This is a genomic window from Pantoea sp. GbtcB22 (assembly GCF_019091025.1).
GTDB lineage: Bacteria > Pseudomonadota > Gammaproteobacteria > Enterobacterales > Enterobacteriaceae > Pantoea > Pantoea leporis.
The window spans coordinates 453,000-474,257 of sequence record NZ_JAGXKB010000001.1; the positions used below are offsets into that span (position 1 = coordinate 453,000).

At 54.8% G+C, this 21,258-nt stretch carries 17 protein-coding genes; 10 read left to right on the top strand and 7 right to left on the bottom strand.

All coding sequences use genetic code 11. The features are described from left to right. The first annotated feature begins 503 nt into the window (after positions 1 to 503). Together pntA and pntB are read left to right on the top strand one after the other, a co-directional pair. Complete coding sequence (pntA, locus tag KVT28_RS02135; protein WP_101764319.1) at positions 504 to 2,033, top strand: Re/Si-specific NAD(P)(+) transhydrogenase subunit alpha; 1,530 nt, start codon at positions 504 to 506, stop codon at positions 2,031 to 2,033. An 11-nt stretch (positions 2,034 to 2,044) separates the two neighbouring features. Continuing rightward, the gene (gene pntB, locus KVT28_RS02140; protein ID WP_101764320.1) at positions 2,045 to 3,433 is read left to right on the top strand and encodes a Re/Si-specific NAD(P)(+) transhydrogenase subunit beta; all 1,389 of its coding nucleotides are present in this window, start codon (positions 2,045 to 2,047) and stop codon (positions 3,431 to 3,433) included. A 78-nt stretch (positions 3,434 to 3,511) separates the two neighbouring features. On the opposite strand, the gene uspE is transcribed toward pntB, so the two are convergent. Together uspE and KVT28_RS02150 are read right to left on the bottom strand one after the other, a co-directional pair. After that, positions 3,512 to 4,468 (bottom strand): universal stress protein UspE, encoded by a 957-nt coding sequence (gene uspE / locus KVT28_RS02145; RefSeq protein WP_101764321.1) that lies wholly within the window; start codon positions 4,466 to 4,468, stop codon positions 3,512 to 3,514. Between the two features lie 118 nt (positions 4,469 to 4,586). Then, a complete protein-coding gene (locus KVT28_RS02150) occupies positions 4,587 to 5,339 on the bottom strand; it encodes an FNR family transcription factor (RefSeq protein ID WP_008106391.1) in 753 nt (250 codons plus the stop codon). Positions 5,340 to 5,635: 296 nt separating this feature from the next. Between KVT28_RS02150 and smrA the strand changes: the two genes are divergently transcribed. Then, the gene (gene smrA, locus KVT28_RS02155; protein ID WP_101764322.1) at positions 5,636 to 6,202 is read left to right on the top strand and encodes a DNA endonuclease SmrA; all 567 of its coding nucleotides are present in this window, start codon (positions 5,636 to 5,638) and stop codon (positions 6,200 to 6,202) included. Here smrA and KVT28_RS02160 read toward each other — a convergent pair. Continuing rightward, positions 6,199 to 7,119 (bottom strand): LysR substrate-binding domain-containing protein, encoded by a 921-nt coding sequence (locus KVT28_RS02160; RefSeq protein ID WP_101764323.1) that lies wholly within the window; start codon positions 7,117 to 7,119, stop codon positions 6,199 to 6,201. The genes smrA and KVT28_RS02160 overlap by 4 nt on opposite strands. Positions 7,120 to 7,441: 322 nt before the next feature. Here KVT28_RS02160 and KVT28_RS02165 point away from each other — a divergent pair, with 322 nt between their 5' ends. Then, the gene (locus tag KVT28_RS02165) at positions 7,442 to 8,776 is read left to right on the top strand and encodes an aromatic acid/H+ symport family MFS transporter (protein ID WP_101764324.1); all 1,335 of its coding nucleotides are present in this window, start codon (positions 7,442 to 7,444) and stop codon (positions 8,774 to 8,776) included. An 88-nt stretch (positions 8,777 to 8,864) separates the two neighbouring features. Then, on the top strand, positions 8,865 to 10,202 hold the full coding sequence (locus KVT28_RS02170; RefSeq protein WP_217547522.1) for a VOC family protein: 1,338 nt from the start codon (positions 8,865 to 8,867) through the stop codon (positions 10,200 to 10,202). A 54-nt stretch (positions 10,203 to 10,256) separates the two neighbouring features. Here KVT28_RS02170 and KVT28_RS02175 read toward each other — a convergent pair whose 3' ends face one another. After that, positions 10,257 to 10,691 (bottom strand): DoxX family protein, encoded by a 435-nt coding sequence (locus KVT28_RS02175; RefSeq protein WP_217546546.1) that lies wholly within the window; start codon positions 10,689 to 10,691, stop codon positions 10,257 to 10,259. A gap of 192 nt (positions 10,692 to 10,883) precedes the next feature. Here KVT28_RS02175 and KVT28_RS02180 point away from each other — a divergent pair, with 192 nt between their 5' ends. Together KVT28_RS02180 and KVT28_RS02185 are read left to right on the top strand one after the other, a co-directional pair. After that, positions 10,884 to 12,401 carry a carboxylesterase/lipase family protein gene (locus tag KVT28_RS02180; protein WP_192411790.1) on the top strand — a complete coding sequence of 506 codons (1,518 nt, stop codon included), beginning with the start codon at positions 10,884 to 10,886 and terminating at the stop codon, positions 12,399 to 12,401. 213 nt (positions 12,402 to 12,614) lie between these two features. Then, entirely contained in the window at positions 12,615 to 14,282 is a 1,668-nt protein-coding gene (locus KVT28_RS02185; RefSeq protein WP_217546548.1) for a methyl-accepting chemotaxis protein, read from the top strand. On the opposite strand, the gene KVT28_RS02190 is transcribed toward KVT28_RS02185, so the two are convergent. After that, positions 14,279 to 15,121 (bottom strand): LysR substrate-binding domain-containing protein, encoded by an 843-nt coding sequence (locus tag KVT28_RS02190; RefSeq protein WP_217546551.1) that lies wholly within the window; start codon positions 15,119 to 15,121, stop codon positions 14,279 to 14,281. The genes KVT28_RS02185 and KVT28_RS02190 overlap by 4 nt on opposite strands. 126 nt (positions 15,122 to 15,247) lie before the next feature. Here KVT28_RS02190 and KVT28_RS02195 point away from each other — a divergent pair, with 126 nt between their 5' ends. After that, positions 15,248 to 16,414: a methionine aminotransferase gene (locus KVT28_RS02195; RefSeq protein WP_217546553.1), complete on the top strand. Its 1,167-nt coding sequence runs from the start codon at positions 15,248 to 15,250 to the stop codon at positions 16,412 to 16,414. A 16-nt stretch (positions 16,415 to 16,430) separates the two neighbouring features. Continuing rightward, entirely contained in the window at positions 16,431 to 17,210 is a 780-nt protein-coding gene (locus tag KVT28_RS02200; protein ID WP_110866208.1) for a transporter substrate-binding domain-containing protein, read from the top strand. Between the two features lie 34 nt (positions 17,211 to 17,244). On the opposite strand, the gene pepT is transcribed toward KVT28_RS02200, so the two are convergent. Then, the gene (pepT, locus tag KVT28_RS02205) at positions 17,245 to 18,471 is read right to left on the bottom strand and encodes a peptidase T (protein ID WP_110866207.1); all 1,227 of its coding nucleotides are present in this window, start codon (positions 18,469 to 18,471) and stop codon (positions 17,245 to 17,247) included. 126 nt (positions 18,472 to 18,597) lie between these two features. Between pepT and KVT28_RS02210 the strand changes: the two genes are divergently transcribed. Beyond that, positions 18,598 to 20,193, top strand: coding sequence for an ABC transporter substrate-binding protein (locus tag KVT28_RS02210; RefSeq protein WP_217547524.1), 1,596 nt, complete (start codon positions 18,598 to 18,600; stop codon positions 20,191 to 20,193). 1 nt (position 20,194) lies between these two features. Here KVT28_RS02210 and KVT28_RS02215 read toward each other — a convergent pair whose 3' ends face one another. Next, positions 20,195 to 21,121 (bottom strand): LysR family transcriptional regulator, encoded by a 927-nt coding sequence (locus KVT28_RS02215; protein WP_137385838.1) that lies wholly within the window; start codon positions 21,119 to 21,121, stop codon positions 20,195 to 20,197. Positions 21,122 to 21,258: the final 137 nt, after the last annotated feature.

The window sequence follows — 21,258 nt, forward strand, 5'->3', positions numbered from 1 at the left end:
AACGTGCTGGACTCTTGATGTATAACAGATTAGCCGTTGATTATTGCATGTAATAATCGGCCTGTCTCAGCCAATTTAAGCGCATAACATTGACAATCTCTGCCGTTTTATTCATCGACCTGTCATTGACTTCTGTTACGGCTCTTTTTTGCACAGATAACCACTTATTCTGGTAACACTTAGTGCCATAATAGTTAACGCATTGTTAATTAAAGGTTTTTAAAAACACTTAATTCGACATGACACGATTTTGCGCAGCAGAATATTTTTTAATAAACACCAAATGCAGTGGCAAAACATGGCATTCAATCTTTGTGTCTGAATATTTGTGTGAATGTCATAAGTGGGCGTTATCGCTGTGGATCACTCTTCATATTTTCAGTAGGTTATAAAGACTTTGTTACATTGCGCATTTTGCTCATAAGAAGCTGAAACACTTTTTCGGCTTTTGAGCTTTTTGCCACTTACAGAACCTCATCCTTTAATTGTTGAAAGGAAACAGTATGTTAATTGGGATACCCAAAGAACGGTTAGCCAACGAGTCGCGCGTGGCCGCCACGCCAAAGACCGTTGAGCAACTGATCAAGCTGGGATTTAGCGTCACCGTTGAACAGAGCGCAGGACTTCGCGCCAGCTTTGATGACGAAAGCTTTATCGCCGTCGGCGCCACTATTACTAACACTCACGATGTGTGGCAATCGGACATCGTTTTGAAGGTGAATGCGCCGGACGATCAGGAGATTGAACTGACGCGTGCCGGTAGCACGCTGGTGAGCTTTATCTGGCCTGCGCAGAATCCCGCGCTGTTAGAAAAGCTGGCAGCACGCAACGTCACTGTGATGGCGATGGATTCGGTGCCGCGTATTTCTCGTGCGCAGGCGCTGGATGCGTTGAGCTCAATGGCGAACATCGCGGGTTATCGCGCCATCGTTGAAGCCGCTCATGAATTCGGCCGCTTCTTCACCGGCCAAATCACCGCTGCCGGTAAAGTGCCGCCAGCCAAAGTGATGGTGATCGGTGCGGGCGTCGCGGGATTAGCGGCCATCGGCGCGGCAGGCAGTTTAGGTGCCATCGTGCGTGCGTTCGATACGCGTCCGGAAGTGAAAGAGCAGGTGCAGAGTATGGGCGCCGAGTTCCTTGAGCTGGACTTTGAAGAGGAAGCGGGCAGCGGCGATGGTTATGCCAAAGTGATGTCTGAAGCCTTTATTAAGGCAGAGATGGAGCTGTTTGCCGCGCAGGCGAAAGAAGTGGACATTATCGTCACCACCGCGTTGATTCCTGGCCGTCCGGCCCCGAAGCTGATTACTGCCGAGATGGTTGCCAGCATGAAACCAGGCAGCGTAATCGTCGATCTGGCTGCGCAAACCGGCGGTAACTGCGAATTGACGGTGGCCGATCAGGTGACCTTAACCCCTAACGGCGTGAAGATTATCGGTTACACCGATTTGCCAAGTCGCCTGCCAACCCAATCCTCACAGCTTTACGGTACCAACCTTGTCAACCTGCTGAAACTGCTGTGCAAAGAGAAAAACGGCGAAATTACCGTGGATTTCGACGACGTGGTGGTGCGCGGGGTGACGGTGATTCGTGATGGCGAAGTGACATGGCCAGCGCCGCCGATTCAGGTTTCCGCCGCGCCGAAAGCGCAACCCGCCGCACAGCCGCTGCCGAAGGCAGAAGCCAAACCGGTTTCACCATGGCGCAAGTATCTGCTGCTGGCGCTGGCGGTGGTGCTGTTTGCCTGCCTGGCCAACGTCGCGCCGCCGGACTTCCTGTCACACTTCACCGTGTTCGCGCTCTCTTGCGTGGTCGGCTATTACGTGGTGTGGAACGTGAGTCACGCATTGCACACGCCTTTGATGGCCGTCACCAACGCCATTTCCGGCATTATTGTGGTGGGTGCGGTGCTGCAGATGGGCCACGGCGGTTGGGTCACGATTCTGTCGTTTATCGCCGTACTGATCGCCAGCATCAATATCTTCGGTGGTTTCACCGTCACCCAGCGCATGCTGAAAATGTTTCGTAAGAATTAAGGGGTAGCAACATGTCTGGCGGATTAGTTACTGCAGCATATATTGTTGCCGCGATTCTGTTTATTTGCAGCCTTGCCGGTCTCTCGAAACACGAGACCTCAAAGCAGGGTAATATTTTTGGTATGAGCGGCATGGCGATTGCGCTGCTCGCCACCATTTTTGGCCCGAACACCGGGAACGTTGCCTGGATTCTGCTGGCGATGGTGATCGGCGGTGCGATTGGTTTGCGTCTGGCGAAAAAAGTCGAAATGACCGAAATGCCGGAACTGGTTGCCATTCTGCACAGCTTCGTGGGTTTGGCGGCGGTGTTAGTGGGCTTCAACAGCTACATCGATCACGCGCCGGGCCTCGCGCCGGTGATGGAAAATATCCATCTGACCGAAGTGTTCCTCGGCATTTTCATCGGTGCGGTGACCTTTACCGGTTCACTGGTGGCGTTTGGCAAACTGCGCGGCAAGATCTCCTCATCAGCGCTGATGCTGCCACATCGTCATAAAATGAACCTCGCGGCGTTGGTGGTCTCTTTCCTGCTGATGCTGTGGTTCGTACAAACTGATAGCACCGGTGCGCAGGTGTTTGCGCTGCTGCTGATGACCGTCATTGCGCTGGTGTTTGGCTGGCATCTGGTGGCGTCAATTGGCGGCGCGGATATGCCGGTTGTGGTCTCGATGCTGAACTCTTACTCCGGTTGGGCGGCGGCGGCGGCAGGCTTCATGCTGAGCAATGATTTGCTGATCGTTACCGGTGCGCTGGTCGGTTCCTCGGGTGCCATCCTCTCTTACATCATGTGTAAAGCGATGAACCGCTCCTTTATTAGCGTGATCGCCGGTGGTTTTGGTACCGACGTAAGCGTAGGCGGCGAAAGCGATGAAGTGGGCGAGCACCGTGAAATTACGGCGGAAGAGACGGCAGAAATGCTGAAAGCCTCTTCTTCTGTAGTGATCACGCCGGGTTATGGCATGGCGGTGGCGCAGGCGCAGTATCCGGTTGCGGAGATTACCGAAAAGCTGCGCGCGCGCGGTATCAAAGTTCGCTTTGGTATTCACCCGGTTGCCGGTCGTTTGCCGGGCCACATGAACGTACTACTGGCGGAAGCGAAAGTGCCTTACGATGTGGTGCTGGAAATGGACGAGATTAACGATGACTTCAGCGATACCGATACCGTTTTGGTGATTGGCGCAAATGACACCGTTAACCCAGCCGCACTGGAAGATCCGCGCAGTCCAATCGCTGGCATGCCGGTGCTGGAAGTGTGGAAAGCGCAGAACGTGATTGTATTTAAACGCTCGATGAGCACCGGATATGCGGGTGTCCAGAATCCGCTGTTCTTTAAAGACAATACGCAAATGCTGTTTGGCGATGCAAAAGCGAGCGTGGAAGGCATTCTGCGCGCGCTGTAAAAAAGCAGGGCGGTGATGTGATTCACCGCCCTGAGTAGAAATAAGTAGGGCGGCCATGACGAGCCGCCCTTTTTTTAATCAATCGTCTTCATCTTCTTCGTCATCGTGATCAATCGGCGATTTGAAATCGTCTGGCTTGATCGCCAGCAAATCACAACGCAGATGATCAATCACCTGCTCCGCAGTATTACCCAGGAACGCGGCTGACAAACCGGTACGGCCGATGGTGCCGAGCACCACAATGCCGGCGTCCAGATGCGAGGCAATATCCGGAATCACTTCCTCGGGCAAACCTTTCGCCACGTGGGTAAACTCTTCACTGATGGAGAATTTTTGACGCAGCGCTTTCATCGCCACTAAATGCTGGCCGCGAATCGCGTCGTTATAAACGCTGGGATCAAAGTCGGGCAGTTCGATAGCAATATTGATCGGGGTGATGGGGTAAGCGCCGACCAAATGCACTTCGGTGTGATTCACCATCTCGGCAAGCAGCGTGGTTTCACGAATCAGCTTCTGATTCAGCTCATCATGATGCGGCTCTTCGCTGGCTAAGTTGACCGCTACCACCGCTTTGCCGCCTTCAGGCCACGCCTGATCTTTCACCATCCACACCGGACATGGACATTTACGCAGCAGATGCCAATCCGTCGGCGTAAATATTACCGCTTCGAGGCGATCGTGCTGGTGCGCCATTTTCAACACTAAATCATGCTGATGTGCCAGAATTTCCTGGATGATGGCTTCATAGGGACGGTTATGCCAAACCACTTTGATTTCAATTTCAACGCCAGCCTCAATATATGCCTGGGCCTGTTGGCGGATCCATTCGGTACGTTGGCTGATCACCCCTTTGCGCATATTGGAGCGCTCGTCGGGCGACAGCAGCGTGGTCATTTCATATGAGAAGTCGTAAATAGGCAGGAAAGCTTTGATTTTTCCGCCAATACGTTGATTGAGATAAACCGCACGACGCAGCGCGGGCTGATCGTCCTGCTGGGCATCAATAGCCACCAGAATATTTTGGTACCGGGACATAAGCCGATCTCCTAAAACCAAAGCAAGTTGGGTTAAAGATAGCCTAAGTTTGGACAGGGCAGAAGCGGAAAAGTTGTTGCCGGATCAATAAAATAACTTTTATTAACCCGGCACAGAATCACGCGGCTTGTTCGGTCTGGCCAGCTAATTCTGCCAGCAGAGCGTGGTTCTCAATGGTGATATATTTGCCTTTTACGGCCAGCATGCCACTTTTCTGGAAGCGACCCAGCAGACGGCTGATTGTTTCTACGGTTAGTCCCAGATAGTTACCAATGTCGCCACGCGTCATGGTCAAACGGAATTCACGCTGTGAGAAGCCGCGCTGACCGAAACGACGCGACAGATTCCAGACAAATGCCGCCAAACGCTCTTCGGCATTTTTCTTCGACAGCAGCAGAATCATATCCTGATCGCCTTTGATTTCACCGCTCATCAAACGCATCATCTGCTGACGCAGCGCCGGCATTTTACCGGAGAGGTCGTCAAGCGTTTCAAACGGGATTTCGCACACCATCGCGGTTTCCAGCGCTTGCGCAAAGCTTGGATGTTTGGCACCAACAATGGCGTCAAAACCCACCAAATCGCCTGCCAAATGGAAGCCAGTAATTTGCTCGTCGCCTTGTTCAGTGATGGTGTAGCTTTTGATGGTGCCGGAGCGGATTGCGTAGAGAGATTTCAGTTCATCACCGGCTTTGAACAGCGTCTGGCCTTTCTGAATCGGCTTTTTGCGCTCAATGATGTTATCCAGCTGATCCAGTTCGTGCTCGTTCAGCGTGAAGGGAATACACAATTGGCTGATACTGCAATCCTGACAATGGATGGCACAACCGCCAGACTGAATACGTCGAATGCTGCGTTTTTCCTGGATCATATAGTTACGCTCGATGATTGTTGACTGCGGTCAATTTTAACATTTTTCTAAGCGAAGGGAACTCATCCGAGCAGTAAATGTCCTTAAAACCCCACAAATGTCAGGTATTACGCGGTTTGCGCTGGTCTGATTGAAGCGCATTTATTGATCTGGAACGTTTTGTTGCCAGGTTTACAGCTATAGCGCGCTTAATACAGCGCAAAAAGTGACAGATGTTTTGCCCATAATCCTTTGCTACTCTTTTGCTTTAGCGTCGAATTGGACGCGCAGGCAAACACCAGGCGAGAGGAAACACCATGAACCTTGATGATGAAGACCTTTTCCGTGATGCCATGGGTGATGTGACACCATTAAAAAATTGCGCTAATACCCAATGGCTACGCGCACCTTCGCCTAAAGCGCCGCGTGCGCCGCAGGAAAGTGACGAGCAGGAAAATTTCCTCACGCGTGGCTATCTCGACATCGTTCCACTGACAACACCGCTGGAATTTAAAGTTGAAGGCGTACAGCAAGGCGTGCTGGATAAGCTGCGACTGGGCAAATATCCGCCTGAAGCCAGCCTTAATCTGTTGCGTCAGCCAGTGGAAACCTGTCGTCAGGCGCTGTTCAGTTTTATGCGGCAGGCCAATAAACATGGGTTGCGCAATCTATTGATTATTCATGGAAAAGGGCGCGACGATGAGTCGCACGCCAATATCGTGCGCAGCTATGTGGCGCGATGGTTGCCGGAGTTTGCAGAAGTGCAGACCTTTTGTACGGCGCAGCCGAAAGATGGTGGGGCGGGCGCGCTGTATGTAGGTTTACGAAAAACCGAACAGGCGCGCCTGGAGAACCGTGAGCGTCATGCAAAACACAGTCGCTAGCTGTGGAATTTGCGGATGGTCGCCATCAACACTTCGGCGCTCAGGCTTAATGGACTGCCGCTGCGCGTAATAATGCCCACCGGTTCGCCTGGCCCCGGCGAGGCGATCGGTAGCGCACACAACGCATCGTGATTCAAATCTTCTTTGATGGCGCCAGAAGGCACAAACCACACATAGTCGTAACGCAGTGCCAGCTGCCGCGCCAGCGATGTCGATGAGGTTTCAACGCAGTTTGCTGGCAAGGTACAACCTTGCTCATTCAGCATATGCTGCGCGATACGGCGCGGTGCGGTGCCTTCCGGCGAAATCACTACTGGCCACTGCATCGCGCGCGACAGCATAACGTTCTCGCTTAACAGCGGATGATCGGGGCGCACCACCAGTTTGAGTGATTCCAGAAACAGCAATTCATAAGTGAGTCCGGCCATCATATCGCTGTCCGCCATACGACCAATCCCGACATCAAACTCACCGGCACGTAAACCGGCCAACAACACGTTGTTATGCAATGTCGCAACCTGCACCGTGGTGTTAGGTTGCTGTTCATGGAAGCGATCGAGAATTTGCGGCAGCATGCCCATCGCCGCAGTCGTCAGCGCGCCGAGCCGAATCACCACCGGTCGGCCCGGCTGGGGCGCGTTGAAGCTCTGACCAGCATGATTAAGCGCATCCAGCACTTTCACCGCATGAACCAGAAACTGTTCGCCCAGCGTGGTGAGCTGCGCGCCGAGTCGTCCGCGCTCAAACAGTCGCGCGCCCGCCAACTCTTCCAGCTCATTCAGTGTTTTCGATAAAGCGGGCTGGCTCAGATTGAGCGTTTCAGCGGCACGACCGAGCGTTCCTTGCTGCGCCACCGCCACAAAGGTATGTAAATGACGCAAGCGAATGCGCTGATTGAAAAGGATATTTTTGTCCATACGCCCAACATAATGAGTTATGCCGAGGAGCAGCAATGAGGAAAAGTTAATTATGTTAACTTGCCTGCAAATTTATATTAACAAAAACACCGCTATGCAAGCTTCGCCGCTAACCTGATGTATTTATGGGTAAAGCTGAAAAAGACACTTTTTGCAGCATATTCGCGCGCTCTTAAATCAATAACATACAGCGTAAAAAGTTGAATAGTTCTCAATTACATCCAAAAAGAGTGCCTGTTATTGTTAACGATGAGCTATGATAAGCGCCGTTTTTTTTACTAAAACTGATGCCCTAAACGGTTAAAAGTGCAGGAGTCGTTACGTGACCAGCGTTGAAGCAGTAGACGTTCGCCAGCTTATCAATAAGAGTGCGCTTAGCAGCTGGCAGAAGCGCTTAATCGCGCTGTGCTTCGTGGTAGTGGCGCTGGACGGCATGGACATTGCGCTGATGGGCTTTATTGCGCCCACGCTGAAAGCCAGTTGGGGCGTCACGAATCATCAACTCGGCATGGTGATCAGCGCGGCGCTGATTGGTCTGGCATTGGGGGCGATGGTCGCCGGACCGCTGGCCGATCGCTATGGTCGCCGCGTGATGATCCTCATCAGCGTGCTGTTTTTCGGTCTGTGGACGCTGGCCACGGCGATGGCGCAGAACATCGAACAGATGATGCTGTTCCGCTTTCTCACCGGCTTAGGGCTTGGGGCCGCGATGCCCAACGTGGGCACGCTGGTGGCCGAATACGCGCCCGAACGTCGCCGCTCATTTATTATTACCGTGGTGTTCTGTGGCTTTACCTTTGGTGCCGCGACGGGAGGCTTTGCCGCTTCATGGCTGCTGCCGCGCTATGACTGGCACTCCGTTATGCTGATGGGCGGCGTGCTGCCGCTGCTGGTGCTGCCTTTTTTAGTGCGCGGCTTACCGGAATCGGTACGTTTTCTGATTAGCCGTCGCGCGCCTGCCGCACGTATTCACGCCATCCTCGAACGTATGCTGCCCGGCAGCGTGCAGCCGGATAGCCATTATCAAAGCACTGAGTTGCCGACCGCGCGTAAAGGCTCGGTGGCGACCGTGGTGTCGCGCCGCTATCTGTTCGGCAGTTTGATGTTGTGGGGCGGCTACTTTATGGGGTTGTTCCTCGTTTACCTGATTGGCAGCTGGATGCCTTCATTGATCAGCACGCTCGGCATGTCGGTGACGGAAGCGGCGATTGTCACGGCGATGTATCAGGCCGGCGGAACCCTTGGCTCGCTGTTTGCGGGTTGGTTGATGGACCGCATCAACGCCAATCTGGCGCTGGCGGTGATCTATTTCTGCGGTGGCATTGCCATTGTGGCGCTGGGTTTTTCACCCGCGCAGGTCGGCTTAATGAGCGCCATCGCTTTCTGCAGCGGCTTCTGTTTTAACGGCGCCAACACCGGCATGAATGCGCTCTCCGCTAGTTATTACCCAACTCACGCGCGTGCCACCGGCTCCAGCTGGATGCACGGCATAGGGCGCATCGGCGCCATCATTAGCGCCTTTGTTGGTGCCGAGTTGTTAACGCTTGGCTGGACGTTCAGTCAGATCTTCCTGCTGCTGGCGATTCCCGCCGTGTTAACCACCATCATGCTGGTGCTGAAATGTCGCTTTGGTGACCAGTCAAACCTCACCGAATGACAAGGCGATCACAGTTCCACGAAATTGTTACCCGCCGCTAAAGGGTTGATCTACAGTAGCAACAACCCGTTAGCCCAAGGTGATGATGATGCCAAACTTTCTCAGCAGCGATGCCATCCGCGCGCTGTTCTCGCAGGCAATGTCGACCCTGTATCAGCAGGAAGTGCCGCAATACGGCACGCTGACGCAGTTGGTCACCGCTGTTAATGAACGTACGCTGGAAGCCAATCCCGAGTTAAAAAACCGCTTGTCGGCCGCCGATGAACTGAGTCGCCTGAGCGTCGAGCGTCACGGTGCGATTCGCGTCGGAAAGGCTGATGAACTCAGCACGTTGCGCCAGATGTTCGCCGTGATGGGCATGGAAGCGGTGGGGTATTACGACCTGTCGCAAGCCGGTGTGCCGGTGCACTCCACGGCGTTTCGTCCGGTCAGCGATCGCGCGTTGCGCCATAATCCATTCCGCGTTTTCACTTCGTTGCTGCGTCTGGAACTGATTGATGATGCGGCGCTGCGCGAGAAGGCCGCTGCAATTCTCGCCGCGCGCGATATCTTTACGCCAGGTTGCCGCGCGTTGATCGCTAAGCATCAGCAGCAGGGCGGTTTGAACGCCGCGGATGCCGCCACTTTCGTGCAGGAAGCGCTGGAAACCTTCCGCTGGCATGCGCACACCACCGTAGACAGCGCCACTTATCGCGCACTGAGCCAGCAGCATCGTCTGATTGCCGATGTGGTGTGTTTCCGTGGTTGCCACATCAACCATTTGACGCCGCGCACGTTGGATATCGATCGGGTGCAAGCGCTAATGCCTTCACGCGGCATCGATCCCAAAACACTGATTGAAGGCCCGCCGCAGCGTAAAGTACCGATTCTGCTGCGCCAGACCAGCTTCAAAGCGCTGGAAGAAGCGGTGCACTTTAACGATGGCACGCCGGGCACGCACACCGCGCGCTTTGGTGAGATTGAACAGCGCGGCGCGGCGCTCACCCCGAAAGGACGCGAACTTTACGATCATCTGCTGGCCGAAGCCGGTACCGGCAGCGATAACCAGCATCACCAGCAACATCTAAGTGAAGTGTTTGGTGATTTCCCCGACGACGAAGAGTCTTTGCGCGAGCAGCAGCTGGCGTGGTTCCGCTATCGCCTGACCGAAAAAGGCGAGCATCTGCCGCCACGCGCGGGCGAAAGCGTGACGCAGTTGCTGGCTGAAGAGCGTTTGAGTGCCGAACCGATCGTTTACGAGGATTTCCTGCCGGTCAGTGCCGCGGGGATTTTCCAGTCGAATTTGGGCGACGTGGCGCAAACACGCAGCGCGGGGAATGCCAGCCGAGCGGATTTTGAAAGCGCGTTAGGTTGCGCGGTGCAGGATGAAATGGCGTTGTACCAGCAGATGCAGCAGCGCAGTCTGGAACGCTGTGGCGTAGCCTGAGGAGAAATGTTACAGCCGGTCTGAAATTCAGCAGACCGGCTGCTTTTCTTGTGGTTATTGCAAGCGCGCGTCACGCACCAGCGTGTACTTCCCGGCACCCAACAACATAATGGCGAGCGCACCCAGCAGGTAAAGCGCTTCTGTCTCCAGCGCCCACGCACCGACGTCGGTGCGATGCCAGACAGCGCCCATTTTTACCAGCAGTGTCGCAACAATCATGTTCACCGCAATAATGAACGCCGCAGGGCGCGTCAAAAATCCGATGATCACCATTACAGGTGCCGCTATTTCCCCGATGTAAGCACCGTAAGCGATGAAACCTTGCATTCCTTTGACGGCGAGCATGTGCGCAATCCAACCCACGCCATGCACCACTTTGAACGCCCCATGAAACAGTAGCAATCCGCCAAACGTCAGGCGCAAAAGCAGTTTGCCAAGGTCCGGGTGATCGCACATCCGGTTGAACATTTGATTAATGCCACCAAACATGGTGTTTCTCCGTCGCGCCAGGTTAACTTGCAACCTTAAAACAAATGGCCTCGATGGGGTTAGCCAAAATATTTGATGGAGTTGTTCAAAGAATCGCGCCGCGTTTCGGCTTAATCTGCAAATGCTTTCAGAACATGGACATTCGTCCAAGGCCTGCAAATAATGGAACGATGCATTATCAGGGAACCCGAGATGAAAAATGAACGACGTCTGAGGATCATGACCGCAGAAGGGGAACTCAGAGGCCTGATGGACGAAGATCTTTTTGTCTTTAAAGGAATACCGTACGCAGCTGCACCTACTGGCGCTTTACGCTGGCGACCGCCGCAGCCGGTCCAGCCGTGGCAAGAGGTGCGTGATGCGACCGAATGGGGCGCAGCAAGCTGGCAAAATCGTGACTATTGCGTGGCCGCCGGCGGTGGCGATCCCGGTCGCTTTAGTGAGGATTGTCTCTACCTGAATATCTGGACGCCGGATGTTGAGCCTTCGCGGCCGTTGCCGGTGATGGTCTGGTTGCATGGCGGGGGATTTTCCATCGGCGCCGGTAATCTTGATCCTTATCGCGGTAAAGCGCTGGCGGCGCAAGGTGTGGTGGTGGTAACGCTCAATTATCGCCTTGGTCACTTCGGTTTCTTCTCTCATCCGGCGCTGGATGCGCAATACCCCGACGGGCGCGTGATCAACAACTTTGCCTTACTCGATCAAATTGCTGCTTTGCAGTGGATTCAGCGCAACATTCCTGCCTTTGGCGGCGATCGCCATAACGTGACGCTGTTTGGTGAATCCTCCGGTGCGCGTAGTGTGTTATCGCTGTGCTGCTCGCCGCTCTCCGAGGCGCTGTTTCACAAGGGCATCGTACAAAGCGCCTACAGCTTGCCCGACATCCCGCAAAAGCAGGCACAACAGATCGGTTTACAGGTCGCGGCGCATTTTGCGTTACCCGAAGATGCCAGCGCCGAGCAGCTGCGTGAGCTACCGGCCGAACAATTCTGGCCGTTAGAACGCCCGCTGGCGCTCGGCCCGGTGCCCATCAGCGGCGATGCGGTACTGCCGAAACCGATGTTAACCACGTTTATCTCCGGCAAGCAGCATCGCATTCCGTTAATGATCGGCAGCAACAGCGATGAAGCCAGCGTACTGGACTATTTTGGCGTGGATGCCACGGCAGTATTGCGACAGATGCGCAGCAAAAACCGCATCAGTTATCGCCTGATGAAGTGGCTGTACGACATTCATGATGATGCGCTGCTGGGACGTGCGGTGGCGCGCGATATGGCGTTCACGGTGTTACCGTTAATCATCGCTCAGGCGCAGCACAATATCGGCCTGCCCGCATGGCGTTACTGGTTCGATTACGTCTCCGAAAACGCGCGCGATCTCTACCCGCACGGCACCTGGCACGGCAACGAAATTCCCTATGTCTTTAACACGCTGGATACGCTAGCGCCGCCAGCGGAACGCAGCTACAGCGAGCAGGATAAAGCGTTCGCCTCCACAGTCAGCGCTTATTGGGTCACCTTCGCGCGTGAAGCCAGCGAGTTTAGCTCGCACTTAGCGGGTGAAGTAGATTGGCCAGCCTGGCGACCGGGCGACGATCTGACGCTGGCGCTGGGCGAACAGGGCAAAGCCCAGGCGGTGGTGAAGGCGCGCTTTATGCGTGGACGGCTGCGTTTGTTCCGTTTGATGATGCGCAGCCACGTTAAGCTTTAATGATCGTGCTAATGGTGTAATCTGGCAAATCAATTTATAAGGCAAATTTTCGCCTATCTTGCTGATAAATCTTAAAAGCGCATATTTCTCACCCGCGTCAGTAAGCAATTAATTAGCTTACAAAACCGTTACATTTTCCCGATCCGATGCCGATAAACGCAATATGCCCGATTTTATCGGGCCTCCTTCGCGTTTCACACCAAGGGATTATGTATGGGTATCTTAAAAAATTTCACCATCCGCGCCGTATTGCTCACCATTCTTGGGCTGTTTTGCCTGCTGTGGTGTGCCGTTGGGCTGTTTAGCGTCCACTCACTGAACGCCCTCGGCGAGGGCAACGAGATTGACCGCCAGCTGGTCAATCAAATGACGATTTTAAGCAAAGGAAATGATCAATATTTTCGTGTCGTTACGCGTCTGTCTCGCGTGATGGAAGGCCGCGCCTCAGGCAGCGCAGTCGGTGCTGATGCTTTTACCCCGGTGCAACAAGCGCTCGACAATATGAAAACGCTGCTGGCGCAGTTTAAAACCATGGCGCCAGGTCCGATGGATGCGGAGACCGCCAATAGCGTCATCACCAACTGGCAAAAACTGCTCGATGAAGGCATCGCACCGCAGGTTTCGCTGGCGCAGCAGGGCACGCTTGAAGCCTATCGTGCGCAAGCCAATAACGTCACGCCGCCGCTTAGTCGTGCGTTTGGTGCCAGCGCGGAAGCCTTCAATAAAGCCGCAGGCAGCAAACTGGATGAGACGCGCGTCACCGTCGATAAGCTCACCAGCATCACTAAAGTCATTATTCTGGTGGCGGTGGTGATTGGCTTGTTTATCTTGCTGTTTACCGATCGCTATCTGGTGGCGATGCTGGTGAAACCACTGGAGCGTATCCGTAACCATTTCACGATTATTGCGCAGGGCGACCTCAGCCAGCCGGTGGAAGATTTTGGCCGTAACTGCGTCGGCAAGCTGGTGCCGCTGCTGCGTGCCATGCAGGACAGCCTGCGCGAAGCGGTAAGCGCGATTCGCAGCGGCACTGAAAACATTTATCGCGGCGCAGCGGAGATCTCCTCCGGCAACAACGATCTCTCATCGCGTACCGAAGAGCAGGCGGCCGCGCTGGAGCAAACGGCGGCCAGCATGGAGCAGTTAACTGCCACCGTGAAGTTCAACGCCGACAACGCGCGTCAGGCCAGTTCGCTGGCCGAAACCGCTACCGGCACCGCACAGCAGGGCGGACGGTTGGTGGGCGAAGTGGTTACCACCATGCAAGGCATCTCAGGCAGCTCGAAGAAGATCGCTGAGATCACGAGCGTGATTAACAGTATCGCTTTCCAGACCAACATCCTGGCGCTAAACGCCGCGGTAGAAGCCGCACGCGCCGGTGAACAGGGCCGCGGTTTTGCCGTGGTGGCCAGTGAAGTGCGCAATCTGGCACAGCGCAGCGCCGGTGCGGCGAAAGAGATCGCCACATTGATCGAAGATTCCGTGCAGCGCGTGGAAAAAGGGTCGGCGCTGGTGAGCAGCGCGGGCAGCACCATGCACGACATTCTTAAGTCGGTGCAGGATGTAAATGAAATCATGAAGCACATCGCTGCGGCGTCAGAAGAACAGAGCAAAGGGATTTCGCAGGTCGGTACCGCCGTCACCGAGATGGACAGCGTCACTCAGCAGAACGCCTCGCTGGTTGAGGAAGTTTCTGCCGCTGCCAGCGCGCTGGAGCGCCAGACGCAGGAGCTGCAGGCCTCGGTGGCGAAATTCCGTCTGTCGGACAGCGCGCCGGTGAATAAGGTCGTGGTATCGCCAACCGCGCTGCGTCGGCCGGTGTTGACCGGCGCAGGCCTCGCACAGCCGAAATCAGCCTCTGACGAATGGGTCTCGTTCTAAACCTCAGATAACCACGCCACCAGTTCCGGCAGGAACGGTGGCGCATCTTTTTCCGCCCGCTGTAACAGGCTGTAGCTTGCGCCGGTCGCCACACTGGTGGCAAACGGCGCAATCAGTCGCCCATTCACCACATCGTTCTGCACCAAGGTGACATCCGCCACCGTGATGCCAAATCCCTGAATCGCAGCGCTGATCGCGAGATCCATGGTGGCGAAATGCTGATTGCGCGCCATTGGTAACGCGGCATCCAGCCCGGCCAGCCACAGCTGCCAGTCGCGTGAATCCTGCGTCGGATGCAGAAAAGTAAACTTCGCCAGTTCGCCAATCTGGCTGGGCGGCGTGACGCTACTGGCCATTACCGGCGTTAAACGCTCCTCAAACAGGCAAATCGAACCGGCTGGCGACGGGCCAAACACAATCGCCGCGTCAAAATTATCCAGCTGTGAGCCATGATCGAGCGTGGTGGTCAACGCCACGTGAATATCCGGACGCTGCTGTTCCAGCGCCACCAGACGCGGCACCAGCCAGCGCATGGCGCAGGTGGGCGCTTTCAGGCGAATCGAGGCGTTGCTGCGGCTGGCTTTTTCTGTGGCATTCACCAGCATGGCGAAACCTTGCTGCAGTTCCGGCAGCAGCGCGGCACCTTGTTCGGTGAGATGCAGGCCACGCGCGTGGCGGGTAAACAGCGCGAAGCCCAGCCAGCTCTCCAGCGTGGCGATTTTACGGCTCACAGCGCCTTGGGTGATGCACAGCTCGCTGGCGGCACGCGTCAGGTTGAGATGGCGCGCGGTGACCAGAAACGCGTGGATGGCATTGAGCGGCAGAGCAGAGCGGGACATAACAACCTCAAGCTATGATTTTTAATCATGGCTATTATGACAACAATTCGCTTGTCGACTCAAGCCGCACACCGTTGAATAGAAATCTACTTTCGATACGTGGTTATGCAACCTTACGAGGCACCGATGACCCTGAATAGCAGTGTTAACATCTCTTCCAAACAGCCCGATGTCGGCACGACGATTTTTAGCGTCATTGGCCAGCTGTCGGCGCAACACCAAGCCATCAACCTGTCGCAAGGCGCTCCGAACTTCCCCTGCGATCCGCAGCTGGTTGAGCTGGTTAGCCAGGCGATGCGTGACGGCCATAACCAATACGCTTCAATGACCGGCCTGCCGTCGCTGCGTGAAGCGCTGGCCGAGAAAGTTCATACGCTGTATGGCCAGCACTATGATGCCGGCAGCGAAGTGCTGATCACCGGCAGCGCCAGCCAGGGTATTTACATGGCGATTTCCGCGCTGGTCCATGCGGGCGATGAAGTGATCTTCTTCGAACCGGCTTTTGACAGCTACGCGCCGGTGGTCCGTCTGCAGGGCGCTACGCCCATTGGCCTGAAGTTGCAGGTGCCTGATTTCGCCATCAACTGGGACGAACTGCGCGCCACCATTACGCCGCGTACCCGCATGATCATCATCAATACGCCGCACAACCCCAGCGCGCAGGTGCTGTCAGCTGCGGATCTGGATCAGTTAGCCGCGTTGACGCGCAACACCGATATCGTGGTGCTGTCTGACGAAGTCTACGAACACATTCTGTTTGATGGCCGTAAGCACTGCGGCATGGCAACGCATCCGGAACTGGCGCAGCGCAGCGTGGTGGTTTCCTCCTTCGGTAAAACCTTCCATGTCACCGGCTGGCGCGTGGGTTATGCGCTGGCACCGGCAGCGCTGATGGAAGAGATCGTCAAAGTCCATCAGTTCATGATGTATGCCGCCGATACGCCGATGCAGGTCGGTTTTGCTCACTATCTGCAAAATCCGAAGAACTATCTGCAGCTGTCGCCGTTCTATCAGGAGAAGCGCGATCGCCTGCTGACCTTGATGCAGGATTCGCCGTTTAAACTGCTGCCGAGCGCCGGTTCGTTCTTTATGTTAGCCAGCTACGGACATTTCAGTGACGAAAGTGATAGCGAAATGGTAAAACGTCTCATCGTCGATCACGGTGTGGCCACCATTCCGTTGTCGGCGTTTTATATGGACGGCACTGACAATAAATTAATTCGCCTGTCATTCGCAAAAGACGACGCAACACTTCAGGCCGGTGCAGAAGCGCTCTGCCAGGTCAAAGGGTAACTTAGGGGTAAATATAATGAAAAAATTAAACGCACTGTTTGTCGCTTTGGGCATGCTGACTTCGGCGCACGCGCTGGCGCAGGAAACCTTACGCTATGGTCTTGAATCGCAGTATCCGCCATTTGAGAGCCGCAACGCGCAGGGCGAACTGGAAGGTTTCGATATCGAACTGGGTAAAGCGATTTGTCAGGTAGGCAACTTCGACTGTAAGTGGGTGGAAAGCAGCTTTGATGCGTTGATTCCGGCGCTGCAGGCGAAAAAATTTGATGCCATTAACTCCGCAATGAACATCACCGAAGCGCGGGCGAAAAGCATCGACTTCACTAAGCCGATCTACCGCATTCCGACCATGTTAATCGTGAAAGAGGGCGAGAAGCTGCTGCCAACCGCCGAATCACTGAAAGGGAAAAACATCGGGGTGCTGCAGGGTTCGATCCAGGAAACCTATGCCAAGAAGCACTGGGAAGCGCAGGGCGTTACAGTGACCTCTTATCAGGATCAGAACCAGGTTTACAACGACATGGTTGCCGGTCGTCTTGACGGCACGCTGGTGATGTCAGCTGCCGGTCAATCGGGCTTCCTCGAAAAGCCGCAGGGTAAAGGTTTCGCCTTTGCCGGCAAGCCGGTAGAAGATGACACCATTCTCGGCACCGGTATCGGTTTTGGTCTGCGTAAAGGCGATGACAAATTGAAACAAGAGCTGGATGCGGCAATCACCAAGGTGCAAGCCGATGGCACCGTCACTAAGCTGGCGGCGAAATTCTTCCCTGGGATTGATGTTTCAGCGAGTAAATAACCAAAAAAAGGTCGCCATGAAGGGCGACCTTTTTTTATTTCGCGGCTAAATAACACAACGCTTCGGCCACCTGATACGACTTCACAAACGAGGGAACCGGCAAAAACTCAAAGCGCGAATGGAAATTGTGCGCGCCGGTGAAGAAGTTCGGCGTCAGCAGCCCTTTCGCTGACAGCGCTGCACCGTCGGTGCCGCCGCGCATCGGGATCACCTTCGGTTCCACGCCCACTTGCTCTAACGCGGCAAAAATCAGGTCAATCGCACGACGGTCTTCACCAATTGCATTACTGATATTGCTGTAAGTATCGTTAATCGTCAGCGCTACATGGCCGGTGGGATAACGCGCGGCGATTTCATCGGCCACTTCCACCAGTTGCTGTTTCTTCGCATCAAAACCCTGCAAATCGAAATCACGAATTGAGGCTTTCAACACCGCGCGGCTGGCGTTGGCATTCATATCGTTGAACCAGATATAGCCTTCGCGGCCTTCGGTGTGTTCGGGGGTTTTTAAGCGATCGAAGCGGGAGATAAAGTCATGCGCCATCAGCAGCGGATTGACCAATACGCCTTTGCCCGACATCGGATGCGCCGGCACGCCGGTAAACACCAGCTCAGCGGCGGCGGCATTGAAGTTTTCATACACCACTTCACCCAGCTCGCAGCAGTCGATAGTCCAGGCGAAATCGACGTTAAAGCGCTGCTCCAGATCCAGCGCTTTAGCGCCGCGCAGGCCAATCTCTTCATCGGGCACAAACGCCACCACGATATCACCGTGATCGCCGCGCAGGTTCTCCAGCAACGTCATCACCACCGTCACCGCTGCTTTGTTATCGGCGCCCAGCACGCTGGTGCCGTCGCTGAAGATAATCTCCTGCCCGAGATAAGGTTTGATCTCCGGATGTTCCGCCACGCGCAGCCAGATGTCCTGCGTGCTGTTAAGGCACAGATCTTCCCCGGTGAACCTGAGGGTTTGCGGGTGGATATCCGGCGACAGGCCAACATCCACGGTATCAATATGGGTGATAAAACCGATACGCGGCGCATCAGGGCGATTACCGGGTTTCACCGCAGTGACCGTGGCGTGCTGGTCAATCACGATATCCTGTAAACCCAATTCGTCCAGCTCCTTTGCCAGTAACTCCGCCATCGCATGTTGGGACGGCGTACTCGGCAGCGTGGTTGATTTGGCATCGCTCTGGCTGGAAACCGCCAGATAACGGTAGAAACGCTGGGTCAATTGGCTGGCAAGTTGGTCTGTCATCACAATTCCTTATTAGCATTGCGGCGTCTGTAGTACGCGTGCTGGTTAAATCATGTTATTTATTAATCAGATGAACATTACATAACGAAGCAGACTCATGGAAGTCAATAAAAAGCGAGGATCATGATGAAAAAAATGATGGCAAATCTCACTCTCACTGCAATCGGTTTGGCGGTCGCGGGCGGGGTTTCGGCAAAAACGCTGGTGTACTGTTCAGAAGGATCGCCTGAGAACTTTAACCCGCAATTGTACACGTCGGGAACCAGCGTCGATGCCAGCGCGGTACCGATTTTTAACCGACTGGTGGACTTCACGCCCGGCACCACCGAACTGGTGCCGAGCCTCGCCGAGAGCTGGGATATCAGCCCGGATGGTAAGGTCTACACCTTCCATCTGCGCAAAGGGGTGAAATTCCAGAGCAACAAGCTATTTAAGCCGTCGCGCGATTTTAACGCCGACGACGTAATCTTCTCGTTTATGCGCCAGATGGATGCCAAAAACCCCTACCACAATGTCTCCGGCGGTAACTATGCCAACTTCGAAAGCCTCGAGCTGGCGAAGCTGATCACCAGCATTGAGAAGGTCGATGACAATACCGTGCGCATCACCTTAGCTCACGCTGAAGCGCCATTCCTCGCCGACTTAGCCTGGTATTTTGCCTCGATCCATTCGGCTGAATACGCCGACCAGATGTTGAAAGCCGGCACGCCGGAGAAGGTCGATATGGAGCCGATTGGCACCGGGCCGTTTGAGCTGGTGCAGTATCAAAAAGATTCGCGCATTCTCTATAAAGCCTTCCCGGAATACTGGCAGGGCAAGGCGAAACTTGATCGTATTGTCTTCTCGATCACGCCGGACGCCTCGGTGCGTTATGCCAAGCTGGAGAAAAACGAATGCCAGATTATGCCGTTCCCCAATCCGGCCGATCTGGAGAAGATGCGCACCAATCCCGATTTAACGCTGGAACAGAAATCGGGCCTGAATACCGGTTTCCTGTCGTTCAACACCACCAAAGCGCCGTTGGATAACGTCAAGGTGCGTCAGGCGCTGGCGATGGCGATTAACAAACAGGCGATCATTGATGCCATCTTCAAAGGTACTGGCACGGTAGCGAAAAACATCCTGCCGCCGGACGTGTGGAGTGCAGATAAAGATCTGAAGGATTACGACTACGATCCGCAGAAAGCCAAAGCGCTGCTGCAGGAGGCGGGGATTAAGCCAGGCACCGAAATCGCCCTGTGGGCGATGCCGGTACAGCGACCGTATAATCCAAACGCGCGACGAATGGCGGAGATGATTCAGGCGGACTGGGCCAACGTGGGTATCAAAGCCAATATCGTCAGTTATGAGTGGGGCGAATACCTCAAGCGCGTGAAAGGCGGTGAGCATCAGGCGGCGCTGATGGGCTGGACCACGGCGACCGGCGATCCGGATAACTTCTTCGGTCCGCTTTACAGCTGCACCTCGGCAAATGGCGGCTCCAACTCGTCGAAATGGTGTTATCAGCCGTTTGAGAAGATCATTACCGAAGCGCGCGCCGAGCAAAATCACGACAAACGCGTGGCGCTGTATCAGCAAGCGCAGCAGATTATGCATGATCAAATGCCAGCGGTGATGATTGCTCACTCAACCATCTTCGAGCCGGTGCGCAAATCGGTGACTGGTTATCAGGTCGATCCGTTCGGTAAACACATCTTCTACCCGGTGGATATCAAGAACTGAGTCACGGCTTCCAGCGCTGGCGCAGCGGTTCCTCTAACGCATCCAGCTGTTGCAGCATAAAGGTAAGAAACACATTCAGGGCGGCACTGCGAGGCCGCCCTGATTGCGTCTGCAGCTGCAAGGTGCGTTGGCTCAGCTGATCGATGCCTACCGAGCGCAATATCAAACCGTGCGTTTCCGCTTCCTGCAGCACGGTAAAGGCGCTGCAAATTGTCACCGCCTGCGGCGTACGCAGCAGGAATTGAAACAGCATCGAAAAGGTATCGCAGGTCATCACCGGCTCAACCAGGCTGCCGTTCATATGGCTGGCGAGCTCAAACAGTTGCCGCACGGTGGTGTTTTGCTGCGGCAAGGCCAGCGGATAGTGACTGAGATCGGCGAGCGTGACCTGCGGCGCGTTGGCCAGCGGATGCGTTTGATGCATCACGATTAATACCGGTGCCGGCCACGAACCCATCACTTCCACACCGCGCTCAGCGTGAAGACTAAATTGCAGCGCCACGTCACACTCGCCGTTGCGCAGCGCTTCCGCCACGCCTTGCGTGCTGGCGACTTTCACATCAAACAGCACGCCCGGATTGTCATTGCGAAAATCTGCGATCAAACGCGGTAGCAGCGTAAACGCCAGCCCATCGGTGCAGGCCACGCGAATCAACGTGCGGCGCACCGCTTTCAGTCCCTTAATTTCCGCCAGCGCATACTCCATATCCAGCAGGTTCTTTCGTACGTGATGTGCAAAAATTTCGCCCGCTTCGTTCAACACCATGCCGCGCGCGTGACGCGCAAACAGCGGCACGCCAACCTGATTTTCCAGCCGCTGAATTTGCCTGCTAATCGCCGACACCGCCACAAACAGCTGTTCGCTGGCGGCGCTGAGCGAGCCAGTATTAGCGACGGCGAGAAAATAGCGGATTTCACTGCTTAACATGCGGATGCCTCATGGTGGTGCATGCCTCGAAATTGGGCAGGCTAGCTTTGCTATAAAAGCAAATCTTACTCGATAAATTGATAATTGTGGCAAAGCAGTGTTTCCGCAAAGATGCCTTAACGACAAAACAATAAAAG

Bases quoted from the DNA above. Each gene is read 5' to 3' on its own strand.
- KVT28_RS02215 (WP_137385838.1), bottom strand. From the start codon at position 21,121: ATGTTAAGCAGTGAAATCCGCTATTTTCTCGCCGTCGCTAATACTGGC.
- pntB (WP_101764320.1), top strand. From the start codon at position 2,045: ATGTCTGGCGGATTAGTTACTGCAGCATATATTGTTGCCGCGATTCTG.
- KVT28_RS02195 (WP_217546553.1), top strand. From the start codon at position 15,248: ATGACCCTGAATAGCAGTGTTAACATCTCTTCCAAACAGCCCGATGTC.
- KVT28_RS02200 (WP_110866208.1), top strand. From the start codon at position 16,431: ATGAAAAAATTAAACGCACTGTTTGTCGCTTTGGGCATGCTGACTTCG.
- KVT28_RS02180 (WP_192411790.1), top strand. From the start codon at position 10,884: ATGAAAAATGAACGACGTCTGAGGATCATGACCGCAGAAGGGGAACTC.
- KVT28_RS02190 (WP_217546551.1), bottom strand. From the start codon at position 15,121: ATGTCCCGCTCTGCTCTGCCGCTCAATGCCATCCACGCGTTTCTGGTC.
- KVT28_RS02160 (WP_101764323.1), bottom strand. From the start codon at position 7,119: ATGGACAAAAATATCCTTTTCAATCAGCGCATTCGCTTGCGTCATTTA.
- KVT28_RS02150 (WP_008106391.1), bottom strand. From the start codon at position 5,339: ATGATCCAGGAAAAACGCAGCATTCGACGTATTCAGTCTGGCGGTTGT.
- pntA (WP_101764319.1), top strand. From the start codon at position 504: ATGTTAATTGGGATACCCAAAGAACGGTTAGCCAACGAGTCGCGCGTG.
- KVT28_RS02185 (WP_217546548.1), top strand. From the start codon at position 12,615: ATGGGTATCTTAAAAAATTTCACCATCCGCGCCGTATTGCTCACCATT.
- KVT28_RS02175 (WP_217546546.1), bottom strand. From the start codon at position 10,691: ATGTTTGGTGGCATTAATCAAATGTTCAACCGGATGTGCGATCACCCG.
- KVT28_RS02170 (WP_217547522.1), top strand. From the start codon at position 8,865: ATGCCAAACTTTCTCAGCAGCGATGCCATCCGCGCGCTGTTCTCGCAG.
- pepT (WP_110866207.1), bottom strand. From the start codon at position 18,471: ATGACAGACCAACTTGCCAGCCAATTGACCCAGCGTTTCTACCGTTAT.
- KVT28_RS02210 (WP_217547524.1), top strand. From the start codon at position 18,598: ATGAAAAAAATGATGGCAAATCTCACTCTCACTGCAATCGGTTTGGCG.
- smrA (WP_101764322.1), top strand. From the start codon at position 5,636: ATGAACCTTGATGATGAAGACCTTTTCCGTGATGCCATGGGTGATGTG.
- uspE (WP_101764321.1), bottom strand. From the start codon at position 4,468: ATGTCCCGGTACCAAAATATTCTGGTGGCTATTGATGCCCAGCAGGAC.